Genomic DNA, 12,879 nt, shown 5'->3' on the forward strand with positions numbered 1-12,879 from the left:
TCTATTTATGAGCGACTTTCTCTCAGCAACTAGCCCGTAAGTGTCCGCGCACCATTACCGGCGACTAAGTATTAATCCTTAAGCTTTTGCATACATGAGTGTTCTATAACCACCGATTAAGTTGCGTGCTTTAAAGCCGTTGTTGACGAGTTGGCGATAAGCCACGTTACCACGTAACCCGACTTGGCAGTAGATTACAATCTCTTTGTCTGCTGGGAGCTCACTCATTCGATCACGCAGTTGGTCGACAGGAATGTTGATTGCGCCTTCAATAAAGCCACCATTTTCTAGTTCGCTAGGGTTACGAACATCGAGTAGGAGTTGGTTGTCGCTTAATGTTGCAATCTCATCGAAATGAATAGGTGTCGCGTCACCTTTAATAATATTGTTGGCAACAAATGCGGCTTGGTTAATCACGTCCTTGGCACTCCCGTAAGGTGGTGCATAGGTTAATTCAAGGTGTTGAAGCTGATCAACGGTCATACCTGCACGTTGAGCTACTGCCATAACATCAATGCGTTTATCTACGCCATCTTTACCGACGGCTTGCGCACCTAGTATTTTCCCTGTCTTAGGGGCGAATAACATCTTGAACGAGACAATCTCAGCGCCAGGATAGTAGCTAGCGTGGCTTGCGGTATGCACATAGACTTTTTCATAGTCGACGCCTTCACGCTTCAACTGTTTTTCGTTTTTCCCTGTTGAGGCAACGGCTAGGTCAAAAATCTTACAGATAGCTGTGCCCTGTGTACCTTGATAGATTTCATTGCGTCCGAGCATGTTGTCGGCAGCCATACGACCTTGACGGTTAGCAGGGCCAGCAAGCGGAACTAGAGTTTGTGCACCTGTGACAAAGTCTTTTTCTTCGACCACATCACCCACAGCGTAGATGCTAGGATCGCTAGTCTGCATCATTTCATTGGTGTAGATACCACCTAGTTCGCCAATTTGAAGTCCTGCTTCTTTTGCTAACTTAGTCTCAGGACGCACACCGATAGCCATGATTAAGATATCAGTAGTTAATGACTCGCCATTATTAAGTGTTAATTCTAATTCACCCTCTATGTGTTGGTGCTTCTCGCTCTCGCCTGAATCAAAACTTGCGATGTGTTCGTTAGGTATATATTTCACAGACTCAAGCGCGACGCCGAGTTTTAGGTCGATGCCTTTGTCACGAATCTCCGCATGGGCAAAGCCGGCCATTTCCCGGTCTACTGGCGTCATTACTTGGTCAGCCATCTCAATCAACGAAGTCTTGATCCCAAGCTGATGAAACGCTTCCATCATTTCCAAGCCGATAAAGCCACCGCCAACAACTGTCGCGTGCTCAGGTTTATTCATTTGGATTGTTTCGATGATGCGATCCATATCTGGAATATTGCGTAGTGAATGGGTGAGGGGGTTATCGATTCCTGAGATGGGAGGAACGACGGCACCGGCTCCAGGGCTGAGTAATAAGAAGTCGTAACTCTCGCTGTAGTGATTACCATCAACAAGATTTTTGACTGTAACGGTTTTATTGGTGCGATCAATAGAGGTAACTTCGTTCATCACTCGTGCGTCAACGTTGAAGCGAGCTAAGAAGCTTTCAGGTGTTTGTAACAGAAGCTTGCTTCTATCCTCGATATCGCCACCTATGTGGTATGGCAATCCACAGTTGGCAAAAGAGACGAATGGTCCTCGTTCAAACATTATGATTTCGGCTTCTTCACTAAGACGACGAGCGCGTGCAGCAGCTGAAGCACCTCCAGCTACGCCACCGATGATTACAATTTTAGTCATACGTTTACCTATTACTGTCTCTAAGTTTAACTATACAAATTGCCGAGCATAGAGCTTGTATCTTCTTAATGATCAGTACTGGCTGGTCGCCGGCGATTGAGTAGTTTTCGAAATACCTAGATACTATAAAGATGTAAATTAGCATTGTCTAATATTTATTTTGAAGCTATCACCTCGGGATTGAGCGTTTGGTCCAAGGGCTGTGATTAGACTAAAGCACGCTAGTAAAGGTAATACGCGTTAGCGAGTCGAGTACAGGTTAGCCAAATTAACTGTCATGAGCATAATGAACAGGATCACGGATGTGCTGACTGATTACGTTCTTCAGATCTTGTTCATACAGATCTAGCCAGGCATAACGCTCGCGATACAACTTACGCTTTTGACGTTTTAGAGCTTCAAGATCTTTCCTGTTCGGGTTTGTCGGGAGACGATAGAAATAGTTATCATGCACCTGTCCATCGTGCTCTTCCCACAGACTGTCGTATTTAAGGCTGATGTCTTTGTTTTTCTTACCGTAGCGTAATGAGTTCGAGACATGACCAGACTCTTTTACCGCATAGATATTGTCGATACCCAAGTTAATAGCGAGCAGTCGTAGTGTTTCTACCATGAAGGATTTAGGTCTTAAACCGTAAAAAGCTTTGGTGAATGTGCGGCTAAATCCATTGTCATTGGCGCCACCCTGTATACCGCCGATGTAGATGTTGTTGTCGAAAACAGTAAACGAAATGGTATACATTTTTTCGAGTTGAGAGTTGGTCAATGAAATTGTCAGTTCACCTTCTTTTCTCGCGTTTCTTTCGAAGCTGAGATTAACCAGATAAACGTTGTCATCTATCTCAAGTTTTAAAAGATTGAGCCTTTCGTTATAGATTTGGTGTCTAGCTTCTGTTGCGAAGGTGTTTTCAAACCAGTCGTAGTGTTTGGATAAGATATCGATCTTTTCTTTATTGCTAAAGCCAGTACATAAGTAGGGAGTCACAAATTTAGAAAGGAAGTTGGGTTGCTTGATAAATAATAACTTTCTCTCTTCAGAGTTGAAACTATTACTCATTTTTCGAGTAGCTGAATAATAAAACAGGGCTCGAATAGTAAACTTAACTATCGCTTTGTACTTACCCTTATTTTTATGGGTATTTGCTTCAATCCCCATGCGAACGACATTCATAATCACCTCAAAGAAGAAGGATTGCTCGAACATAGTCGTGTCATGAACCCTTCCAATAATCTCACCAATAACAAGAAAATGATGATAGTGAAAAAGGTGATTTGGGTAAGTATGGATATGTATAGCTATGTAACTCAATCAGTTACTTAGCGTTCAGATTTTGGACAGATGTGTTTGTCGCTTTAGTGGGGAGGGGTATCAATGTTATTTATTAGAGGCGCTTGCTCCTAAATCAAAAATGCCACTACAAATCTGCAGTGGCATTAGAACGATAACAAACTATCACCTTGCTTAAACCTAAACTTTAGTTCTTATATAAACTAAAGTTCTAACAGTTTAGCCAGTTCACGCTCTTCGAGAAGCTCTTCAATGCGTTGACGAGTCTTAGGCGTTTCGGCTTGCGCTTTAGTCGACTTGCCTGCTTTTTTGCTTCGGCTCGTTTTCGCTTTTTCCTTAGTCGTCATCGTAATCTTCCTTGTGTTTTTTGTGTTTTTTGTGTTACAGGTTGCACGTCTCTTTTAGTGCCTTGCCCGCTTTAAATGCTGGCGTCTTTGATGCGGCAATCTGAATCTCTTCTCCGGTTCGCGGGTTACGACCAGTGCGAGCAGCTCGAGAGTTAACTTTAAAGCTACCAAATCCAAGGATCGATACGTCATCACCGTTCGCAAGCGAAGTAGAGATACCTTCAACTAGCGCATTTAGTGCTGTGCCTGCTTGGTCTTTTGAGATGTCTGCAGAAGTCGCGATGTGTTCAACTAATTGAGATTTGTTCATAATCTATATTCCTTATTGAGTACGGCTGGCGTCTACCTTTAGCACCTAGCTTATGCGATCTTATCAACAGCAATTGAAATAATGTCAGTGAGCGGGTAGAGCTTTGTAAAGTAACCAACAGAATTGACTATAAAAGCATCTGTCGGTTCAATCAATGCAATTCATTGATTATTATTGGTTTATAGACATGTTGCCCAAATTTACTTGAGAAAAGAGCATTAGGGTTGCCCGTTCGATTCATAATCCAAATCGAAGCTGTCATCTATCACGTTGATAACGAAAGAGTAAAAACAAAGAAGCCCAGCTTAATTGCTGGGCTTCATGTTGTGCTGTCAGAGCGATTTGTTAATTCAGAACTATTTAGTAATAAAAATTTGTTCTGTTTCTAGTGATGTCATCGTGCGAACTTGACGCCAAATGTAGTAGAAAATACCTAACATCATCAGCATGCTTGGGATGGCGATTGCTGGGTAGCTGTAAAGTGTCAGCTTGCCAAGTTCTTCATTAAAGGCAGCGGTGCCAGCAGGGCTAGTCACAATCCAAGTCGCTAGGAAGTAGTTCATAGCTGAAGAAAATGCGAAAGTACTCGCGAATAGGTAGTTGGATGTCATTAGACAACGATCAAACTTTGCTTGGTTACCGAACTGCTTTAGGCGCTCTTCAATAAGAGAGATATTTAACAGGGCCGGTGTGAAGATAACTTTCTGGATAAACGGGTAGCGGGTGAAGGTTGAGCCAAGAACCGCCAAACCAATTAGACCAGGGATTAATGCTTCTTTTAGTGCTAACCAACGAGTGTCTAGCTCAAAGAAACCAATACCGCCCGTCAATAGCACGCTTACAAAGCCGAGCGCAGCGATGAAGTTGAACTTCTTATTGCGGATTAACTCCATGCCACCATAAGCAATAGGGAAGGCAAGGGCAACAAGCAAAGCTAAGCCTGTTCCGAGATGCTCATCTCCACTGAACTTCATTAAAATGAATGAAGGAAGAAAGACGTTAAACACGACTTCGAAAAGAGGACTCGATTTTTTGTTTTCTGTGTTACTCATAATTTCTAAATACATTATGTTATGGATTTGTTCTCAGGGATTGTTGTTTACCTCGTCCAAGATGTAAAGCCTTAAGGCGTCATGCTGTGTAACGACATGTGACATCAACGACATCTCTGAGCCTATATAACGCTCAATTTAATACTTTGTGAGGGATGTTTATCTGGCCGACTTGGGGAAATCGAGTGGAAATTTTGGTTTAGTTTATTCAAACCTAATTCAGTTTATTGCGTTGTCGCGTACTCTTACTCACATTCACCGCTCTCAAACGATTGATGAATGTGAAATGAGGGAGAATAGAAAGGAATAGTTATAAGTCCATTATTGGTCGAAAAGTAGGTTAAAGCTTAAAGGGATTTGGTCGGAAATCGCTAATTCACCCACGGTCGCTGAAAGTTTGTTTAGATTCTCTGTCGATATCCCAAAATCAGCGCCGTTGACGATGATTGTCGAAGCTGAGCTAACCATGACAAACCCTGAGGATGGAACCACCACAACTGGGAAGTCGATCGTTTTGGTTACGCCGTGTAAAGTAACTTCCGCTGCTACTGTTGTTCTTTTTGGATCACCAGATAGCATCGACGGTTCAACCTTCCCAGAGATCTTCACTTCAGGAAAAGTCATCGATTCAAAGTAGAGTTCATTCAGTCTCTGGTCACGAATAGCGACTCCGGTGCTCACGCTTTTCAAGTCCAATACTATTGAAAACTGACCCTCTTCGGTAAGCCCTCCAGACATAGGTTTGATGGATGCGGGCTCGACAACAAACTGCTTTTTAATGGTCGCGAATGTGATGTTCGATAACTTCGGATCTAATGTGTAGCCCGACTCCGCGAAAGATTGAGCGGAGATAACGGTGCATAGGAGGCCGAATGTAGAGATTAGTTTTTTCATAAGTTGTCACCAGATTGATGAATTCACAGGTTTACGTTCTTGAGTCGTACGTTTTTAAAATGACTTTTTGGAAAGAGTGATTGAGAGAAGCTTAGTTCAGCATTCGAAAAATTACCGCAGGAAAAGAAGAGCGTCGCTGTATTACTGGAATCATGATCGACGAAGTGACTTGTTTATTTTTGGTTATGTTATAACATAACCAAAATCACTCTTGCCAAGAATAATTATTCTGTTGGTAAAAGGGAAGCGATGAGCATGTATCAAGGAGACGACGTAATGAATGCCGTGTTAACCAAGCCTTTGGCTACCAATAGCAGCCAGCCACTCAACATTAGTTCAGCTGTGAGTATTCAGGATAAGGCAAATCACAAGCCAAGCTTGAGTGCTTCTGAGCAGCCAACGGTATTAGCGGATATCTACCAAAGTGATATTAATATAGCGGTATGGCAGCGACAGTTTGATGAAGGCTTAACGACGGCAATTAGTGAATTTATCGCCTTGAATCCAAACTTTAGTAAGTCTGTTAGCGTGTCACCTGATAATGCTTTCGATAAGTTGGAATTTGCTACCGATGGCACCGCCTCTAAAGCGCTATTAGAAAACATGGCAGAGCTGGTGGATATGTTCTGTTGTTTGTTTGAGCTTGAAGAAGTCGGGTTGCGTTTAGCCGTTCTGAATAAAGCGATGTGCCCACGTTTCCATTTTGATCAAGTGCCTTGCCGCTTGGTGACAACTTATCATGGTGTTGCGACTCAATGGTTGCCAAACGACTTAGTCGACCGTTCTAAGCTAGGGCTAGGGGCTAACGGAAAGCCTGATTCTGTTTCAGGCCTGTACAACGACGAATCTGACATCCAGAAAATGGCCAGTGGTGATGTTGCGTTATTAAAAGGGGAGCGTTGGAGTGGCAATGAGAATAGAGGCCTTGTTCACCGTTCACCAGTCACTTCATCTGACGAAACACGATTGCTGTTAACGTTGGACTTTGGTTGATCAACTTTTGACTATTTAGTTCGCAACCTGTTTCTATTCAGACGTTCAACTCATTTAAATACCTTCCTAATGAGCTAACGGCATGGCGCGATCTGTGCCGTTATTATTCTCAAACAGAGACACTCATCAGCTGACCATGTTTAGCACATTAATTCAAAATTTAGAGTTTACCATTCTCTAAATCAATGGGTTACGATGCGTGCACTTACTCACATATATCAATATTTCAGTTCCTCATCGGTTTCTTAATTTATTTTAAAGCGTAAAATATATCCCGCTTGCAAACCTCTTTGGCAACCAATTTGTTCGCCACGGTTTTTTACTTCCACATTATAGGTTTCCTATGTTCAAGAAACTCTCGCTTAAAAATAAACTGGCGATTTCAGCCAGTATGGCCATTATCCTGGGGGGGATCTTGGTCGAGGCATTGTCTTTTCGTGCTTCATTGCAAAGGTTGGATACAGAAGTTGAACAGCGTTTAGAAGGCGCATCGGCTTCTTACAATCAATATGTATCGGATTGGATCTTATCCAAAGAGCGTGCGCTTACTTCTCTTTCGAAAGAATCCAAACAAGAAAGCTTGGTGACTCACCTAAAACAGGTTCGTGATTCAGCCTCTTTTGATAATGTCTTCTTGGCGTTTCCAGACGGTTCGCAAAAGAACGCAAACGGAGTGGTATTGCCGCCCGGCAATGATGACCCACGTCTATGGGGTTGGTACACCAACGCGGTAGCAAACCCTAGTAAGGTGTTCATGGATAATCCAACGGTTGCAGCTGCAACTGGGGCGAATGTTGTGTCGCTGGGTACTGCCATGCAATTACATGGTCAACAGGTTGTGTTAGGCGCGGATGTTGAAATTACCGACATTCTTAATAGCCTAGAGCAAGTGATTCTTCCGGGTGAAGGTTACATGTTCATCGCGACCAATAAAGGCACGGTTTATACGCACCCTGACACCAAGTTACTGAACAAAAATATCAGCTCACTTGGGTTAGATTTTGCGGACGTACAAAAGGCGCTGACTAGCGGTAAAGACACTTCTATCGAGTTGAATGGCAGCGACTATGTTCTGTACGCACGTGCGATTGATGGAACGAGCCTGATTACTGTGAGCGTTGTTAACCATGACTCTCTGGTTGCGCCACTATTTGATGCAGTGATTGGTCAAGTGTTGGTGACGCTACTTGTGGTGATCGTATGTACCATACTGTTTAACCTGTTGTGTACGATTCTATTCCGCCCGTTGAACCACGTTTCTCAAGCACTGGCGCAAATCGCGAATGGTAGTGGTGATTTAACTCAACGCATTCATGTTGAAAACCAAGATGAAGTGGGCGAGTTGGCTCATAACTTCAATACCTTTGTTGGAAGCTTACAGCAGTTGATTGGCCATATCCGTGGGCAGTCAGAACAGCTAAACAGCCAGTCAGAGCAAAGTGCTCAGCGTGCGAACCGTTCGGTGGATGAGCTTAATCATCAGCAGCAAGAAATCACTATGGTCGCGACGGCCGTAACTGAAATGGCGAGCGCCACGCAAGAGATAGCATCGCATGCCGAGCAAACAGCAAAAGCGGCGCAAGATTCAGCGACAAGCACTAACAGTGGTCACGCTCTGGTTGTGGATACCAAAGGTTCAATCAATAACCTAGCCAATGAAGTTAATGAAGCGGGTAGTGTGATTAGCGAACTTAACAAGCATGCTCAAGAGATCTCGACTGTACTCGCAACGATTCAAGGCATTGCAGAGCAAACCAACTTACTTGCTTTGAATGCTGCGATTGAAGCGGCTCGTGCTGGCGAACAAGGTCGTGGCTTTGCTGTGGTTGCTGATGAAGTACGTGTGCTTTCGCAGCGCACTCACTCTTCAACGGAAGAGATCAAATCAACAATTGATATCCTGCAGCGTACAACGGCGCAAGCGGTTGAGCTGATGGAGAGCAGTTCTAAGTTGGCAATACATTCAGTAGAAGATGCCGATCGAGCTTCGCATGCGCTTGAAGAGATCAATACTGCAGTTGCTTTGATCAGCGATATGGCGACTCAAATCGCGACGGCTGCTGAAGAGCAAACACATGTGACGGGTGAAATTACCCAGAACGTGACGACCATTAAAGATGTTACCGACCACTTAGTTGTGGGCGCACAGGACAGCTTAACTGAGTCGAACGAACTTAAGAGCCAAGCCGCTGGCTTAAGTGACAAAGTGGCGACTTTTAAGCTTGCTTAACTGGTTCGCTCACTGATGCCTGATCAGTGAGTGTACGTTAAGCAATAAGCCAAAGCGACGTAGATTACGTCGCTTTTTTTGTATTTGTGAGTAATCGAATTCTTTACTAATCTACTTCTGAAAACTCTTTCAGCGCACTCATTGCAGCTTCTGCTTTGTCTTTTTGAACGAAGATGTGGTCGTGATAGTAGCCCGCAACCACGTTAGCGCTAATGCCGTAAGAGCCAAGCTTTGTCGCAAACGCCGCCGTTAATCCAACCGCTTCAAGGCTCGAATGTACCGATAAAGTGATAAGGCTAAATACACCGTCGAAGTTTAGCTGAGCTTTGGTCGCAACTTCTTCTTTCAGAACCAGTGTTAAACCTTCTTTCTCACGAAAAGTCGAGATTGGATTGAGCTGAACATAGTCTGCCAATCCCCCGCCTACAGTACAAAAAACATAGCTCCCGTCGATTAATTCTGGTGACATGGATTTCAGTAGAAGGTCTAGGTCGGTAATGGCAGCCATAGTCAGTTTCCCTGCGTGAATAAGCTAATTGATGATGTATGCAGTCACGATAGAAGCAACTGACAGTTAAGTAAAATTAATGATTTTAATTCTGCATCAGTTTTACTAATGGCAAGTTTTCCTCCTTAGTGATGGCATCGTACTTCTACCAACTTGTCGATTGTTCCATCTCGTCAGATAAATGGTCGATAAAGGCTCTTAACAGCGGTGTGACTTGCTTACGCGTTCCATAAATAGCATGAACACCGAGCGTTTTAGGTTGCCATTCAGAAAGCAGTGGCACTAATAGACCATCACGCATCAAGGTTTCCACTGAAGGGAAGGGCAGTAAACAGATACCGTTGCCTTTGAGTGTGGCAGAAAGCAGAACCTCTGAGGTGTTTGCACTGATATTCCCTTTAATCGGAACCGATTCGAGCCCATTGGGGCCATTGAACGTCCAAGCGGTTTTGCCAAAGTAACTGAACGATAAACAGTTGTGGTGCGCTAGATCTTGGGCTTCTGTGGGTGTGCCTTTCTCTTTTAGATATTGAGGCGATGCGCAAATCACGGAGCGGCATTCACCGATCTGCTTCGCGACAATATTGGGCGTCAGTTCGTTGGTTATGCGAATGGCCAAATCGATGCGTGACTCAACCAGGTTGACGGTCTGATCAGTCGAGATAATGTCGATAGAAACCTCTGGCCATTTGGCGATGAAGCGACTAATTGATTCCATCAAGAAGCTATCGACAATCGAGTAGCTCGCAGTAATACGCAGCTGACCTTTTAAATGCTCTCGGTTTTGGTTTCTGATCCCAGCTAGGGATGTTTCCAGTGCCAAAAGTTCTCTGGCGACCTCAAGTGTTTCTTTACCTGCGCTGGTTAAACTCAAGCTTCGTGTTGTTCTGTGAAGCAAGCGTGTGTCCATCCATGTTTCTAACTCACCCAAATAACGAGTGACCTTGGTTCGTGAGAGATCAAGGTGCTCTGCCGCTGCGCTCAAACTGCCACGTTCCACTATGGTGACAAAGACATTCATTGCCTCGAGTTTATCCATTGTTTTATTGCCTAGAGAATTAAACCGACCTCAGTATATGTCCGAAAACTGCAATAGTTAAAGTCAATTTGATATCTATTTCATCTAAAAACAATCAAATAAGATATTTGGACATTCAACGAGTTGGCAGGTGTTCAACTCCAAGTATCGGAATAAAGCCATGAATACGTTATCGAAAAACCTGTTATCAAAAAGCATGCTTTTAGGAACCATAAGCCTAGGAACCGTGCTGGCATCAAGTGTTGCTTTAGCTGTGGATCTGAACATCACTCACTATAACCCCGGTGAGAACGCGATATTCCCTGCAAGCTCGGTATTGGTTTCGGGTGAGAAAGAAGTGATTCTATTTGACGCACAATTCAGTGTCGCAGACGGACAAAATTTGGTGGAGCAAATCAAAGCCACAGGCAAAAAATTATCGATGGTTTACATCAGCAGCGGCGACCCAGATTACTACTTTGGTTTGGAACCGATAGTTTCGGCATTTCCTAACGTTAAAGTCGTTGCCAGTGAAGCCGTTGTCGCGCATATCAAACGCACCAAAGATGCAAAGCTTGAATACTGGGGGCCTATATTAGAAGGCAACGCGCCCTCTAAGGTGATTGTTCCAATGGTGATGAACGACACAACATTAAGCATCGAAGGTGAAACCATCGAAGTGAAAGAGATAAATACACACCAAGCTTACCTATGGGTTCCGTCTGAAAAAACGGTGTTTGGTGGCGTGTCGGTGTATAGCGGTGTGCATGTATGGATGGCAGATACTGCATCGAAAGAGATTCGTAGCCAGTGGTCACAATCGTTGGAGCGTATGAAAGCACTAGAGCCAGAGGTTGTAATTCCGGGTCACTATTTAGGTGAAATGCCAACAGGAATAAATGCAGTTCACTTCACGAAGGATTATGTGGCTGATATTGAAAAAGCGTTGGCGAGCAAAAGTAATCCAACATCGGTCGAGATCAGTGATTACATGAAGAAAGCCTACCCGAAATTTGAGGCTACGGAAGGCGATTTAGAACTTGGCGCGAAAGTGCTAAGCGGCGAGATGGCTTGGCACTAGAGTTGATTATCTCGGTTGTGTCCCAGAACAGTCTGAAGATTGTATGCTAGATTTATTGGTGATACACAACTGGAGATATCGATGATCTGGCTTTCAGTGAAAGTACTACAGATTGGACTTGTCTATGGATACAGGAAGTATCAAAAAACGAAAAGAGCTCCAGCTTAGGAGCTCTTTTTTTGTTTCGGAGAGACGACTTTCTATTTCAAGTGAGAAAGAAAATCAGCATTTACCCGGTTTACTGTTAGTAGTCAGATTAGCCTAGTAGCCAGATCCGCCCTGCAACTCAATATCACCAATAAGCGAAAGTATGTTGAAAATAGAACCCATTACTCCTCACATCGGCGCTCGTATTCACGAACTAGAGCTTTCTACATGCAGTGCTGATGAACTCGATAAGGTGTATCAGGCACTTATTGCCCATCAAGTGATCTTTCTCGACGGGCAGACTTTGTCTCCAGAACAACACTTGATGATTGCACAGCGCTTTGGAACGTTAGAACCTGCACATCCTTTCTTCCCTCACGTGGAAAGTGCGCCACAGGTGAGTGTGATTGAAACAACCCGTGGCAATGCGCCAAAGGAAAGTTATTGGCATACCGACTCAACGTGGCGCAGCTTGCCGTCGAAAGCTTCCCTGTTGCATGCTCAACACATTCCAAGCATTGGTGGTGACACTATCTGGTGTTCTATGACTGCGGTTTTTGAATCTCTACATGAAGATATGAAAGCTAAGTTGAGAGGGTTGTCGGCGACTCATTCGCTTGTGGCCTTTGAAGGTATAGAATCAGAAGACATTGATCTCGATTGGCACAAATCCTTGATTAAAACAGCACAGGAGAATCCGCCAGTGGTTCACTCTGTTGTTCAAGTTCATCCTGAAACGGATAAAGAAACGCTCTGTATCAATGAACAGTTTACTCGTTATATCAACGAACTCGACCGCAAAGAGAGTGATGTTTTACTCAGCCAACTGTTTGAAATTGCGAGACGCCCTGAGTTTCAAGTTCGTTTCAAATGGGACAACGGCTCAATGGCGATCTGGGATAACAGGGTAACGCAACATTACGCAGTGATAGATTACGGGGATACTCCAAGAAAAATGCATCGAGTAACAGTGACATAGCGGTAAGCTGAACACAGTTATCAAAAGAACACCGCGCATGCCCATCCCTGAACCAAGCACTCGTACTTAAATTTAAGCGTCAGCAGGGTGCATCATTCATCTACGCTTAATAATAAAAACAAATGCGTTGGTACATATTTGATTGAAACCTCACTGCTCGGACGTGATGTGTAATATAATCGGCGCCAAAATATAAGTATAAAAACCAAATCATAGAATTAATAAACGTCAGGGCTTAGAGAGCAAAGTA

The 12,879-nt window shown here is 43.8% G+C and carries 12 protein-coding genes; 4 read left to right on the plus strand and 8 right to left on the minus strand.

Features of this window, described 5'->3' with window-relative positions; translation table 11 throughout:
• Positions 1-78 precede the first annotated feature (78 nt).
• From AB4351_RS00545 to AB4351_RS00570, 6 genes are all read right to left on the minus strand, one after another.
• Positions 79-1,782 (minus strand): FAD-dependent oxidoreductase, encoded by a 1,704-nt coding sequence (locus tag AB4351_RS00545; protein WP_017067877.1) that lies wholly within the window; start codon positions 1,780-1,782, stop codon positions 79-81.
• Between the two features lie 268 nt (positions 1,783-2,050).
• A complete protein-coding gene (locus AB4351_RS00550; protein ID WP_372074110.1) occupies positions 2,051-2,953 on the minus strand; it encodes a VirK/YbjX family protein in 903 nt (300 codons plus the stop codon).
• Positions 2,954-3,273: 320 nt separating this feature from the next.
• Positions 3,274-3,417, minus strand: coding sequence for a hypothetical protein (locus AB4351_RS00555; RefSeq protein WP_017059112.1), 144 nt, complete (start codon positions 3,415-3,417; stop codon positions 3,274-3,276).
• 34 nt (positions 3,418-3,451) lie between these two features.
• On the minus strand, positions 3,452-3,727 hold the full coding sequence (locus AB4351_RS00560) for an HU family DNA-binding protein (protein WP_017059113.1): 276 nt from the start codon (positions 3,725-3,727) through the stop codon (positions 3,452-3,454).
• Between the two features lie 356 nt (positions 3,728-4,083).
• The gene (locus AB4351_RS00565) at positions 4,084-4,779 is read right to left on the minus strand and encodes a VC0807 family protein (RefSeq protein ID WP_017059114.1); all 696 of its coding nucleotides are present in this window, start codon (positions 4,777-4,779) and stop codon (positions 4,084-4,086) included.
• A 321-nt stretch (positions 4,780-5,100) separates the two neighbouring features.
• Positions 5,101-5,673 carry a YceI family protein gene (locus tag AB4351_RS00570; RefSeq protein ID WP_372074007.1) on the minus strand — a complete coding sequence of 191 codons (573 nt, stop codon included), beginning with the start codon at positions 5,671-5,673 and terminating at the stop codon, positions 5,101-5,103.
• Positions 5,674-5,949: 276 nt separating this feature from the next.
• Between AB4351_RS00570 and AB4351_RS00575 the strand changes: the two genes are divergently transcribed.
• Together AB4351_RS00575 and AB4351_RS00580 are read left to right on the plus strand one after the other, a co-directional pair.
• A complete protein-coding gene (locus tag AB4351_RS00575; protein WP_136982815.1) occupies positions 5,950-6,666 on the plus strand; it encodes a DUF1826 domain-containing protein in 717 nt (238 codons plus the stop codon).
• 343 nt (positions 6,667-7,009) lie between these two features.
• Positions 7,010-8,896, plus strand: a complete 1,887-nt coding sequence (locus AB4351_RS00580; RefSeq protein WP_081228642.1) for a methyl-accepting chemotaxis protein — start codon at positions 7,010-7,012, stop codon at positions 8,894-8,896.
• A 106-nt stretch (positions 8,897-9,002) separates the two neighbouring features.
• On the opposite strand, the gene AB4351_RS00585 is transcribed toward AB4351_RS00580, so the two are convergent.
• Together AB4351_RS00585 and AB4351_RS00590 are read right to left on the minus strand one after the other, a co-directional pair.
• Entirely contained in the window at positions 9,003-9,404 is a 402-nt protein-coding gene (locus AB4351_RS00585; RefSeq protein ID WP_136978817.1) for an ACT domain-containing protein, read from the minus strand.
• Positions 9,405-9,549: 145 nt separating this feature from the next.
• Entirely contained in the window at positions 9,550-10,443 is an 894-nt protein-coding gene (locus AB4351_RS00590; RefSeq protein WP_017059121.1) for a LysR family transcriptional regulator, read from the minus strand.
• A 160-nt stretch (positions 10,444-10,603) separates the two neighbouring features.
• On the opposite strand from AB4351_RS00590, the gene AB4351_RS00595 reads away from it, so the two are divergent.
• Complete coding sequence (locus AB4351_RS00595; RefSeq protein ID WP_017059122.1) at positions 10,604-11,503, plus strand: Vmh family MBL fold metallo-hydrolase; 900 nt, start codon at positions 10,604-10,606, stop codon at positions 11,501-11,503.
• Positions 11,504-11,813: 310 nt separating this feature from the next.
• Positions 11,814-12,629 (plus strand): TauD/TfdA dioxygenase family protein, encoded by an 816-nt coding sequence (locus AB4351_RS00600; protein ID WP_372124751.1) that lies wholly within the window; start codon positions 11,814-11,816, stop codon positions 12,627-12,629.
• The last annotated feature ends 250 nt before the right edge of the window (positions 12,630-12,879 follow it).

Source organism: Vibrio sp. 10N.261.51.F11 (genome assembly GCF_041471665.1).
Taxonomy (GTDB): domain Bacteria; phylum Pseudomonadota; class Gammaproteobacteria; order Enterobacterales; family Vibrionaceae; genus Vibrio; species Vibrio crassostreae_C.

What these genes read in the sequence shown, in the direction of transcription:
- AB4351_RS00545 (WP_017067877.1), bottom strand. Translation starts at nt 1,782, where the DNA reads ATGACTAAAATTGTAATCATCGGTGGCGTAGCTGGAGGTGCTTCAGCT.
- AB4351_RS00550 (WP_372074110.1), bottom strand. Translation starts at nt 2,953, where the DNA reads ATGAATGTCGTTCGCATGGGGATTGAAGCAAATACCCATAAAAATAAG.
- AB4351_RS00555 (WP_017059112.1), bottom strand. Translation starts at nt 3,417, where the DNA reads ATGACGACTAAGGAAAAAGCGAAAACGAGCCGAAGCAAAAAAGCAGGC.
- AB4351_RS00560 (WP_017059113.1), bottom strand. Translation starts at nt 3,727, where the DNA reads ATGAACAAATCTCAATTAGTTGAACACATCGCGACTTCTGCAGACATC.
- AB4351_RS00565 (WP_017059114.1), bottom strand. Translation starts at nt 4,779, where the DNA reads ATGAGTAACACAGAAAACAAAAAATCGAGTCCTCTTTTCGAAGTCGTG.
- AB4351_RS00570 (WP_372074007.1), bottom strand. Translation starts at nt 5,673, where the DNA reads ATGAAAAAACTAATCTCTACATTCGGCCTCCTATGCACCGTTATCTCC.
- AB4351_RS00575 (WP_136982815.1), top strand. Translation starts at nt 5,950, where the DNA reads ATGAATGCCGTGTTAACCAAGCCTTTGGCTACCAATAGCAGCCAGCCA.
- AB4351_RS00580 (WP_081228642.1), top strand. Translation starts at nt 7,010, where the DNA reads ATGTTCAAGAAACTCTCGCTTAAAAATAAACTGGCGATTTCAGCCAGT.
- AB4351_RS00585 (WP_136978817.1), bottom strand. Translation starts at nt 9,404, where the DNA reads ATGGCTGCCATTACCGACCTAGACCTTCTACTGAAATCCATGTCACCA.
- AB4351_RS00590 (WP_017059121.1), bottom strand. Translation starts at nt 10,443, where the DNA reads ATGGATAAACTCGAGGCAATGAATGTCTTTGTCACCATAGTGGAACGT.
- AB4351_RS00595 (WP_017059122.1), top strand. Translation starts at nt 10,604, where the DNA reads ATGAATACGTTATCGAAAAACCTGTTATCAAAAAGCATGCTTTTAGGA.
- AB4351_RS00600 (WP_372124751.1), top strand. Translation starts at nt 11,814, where the DNA reads ATGTTGAAAATAGAACCCATTACTCCTCACATCGGCGCTCGTATTCAC.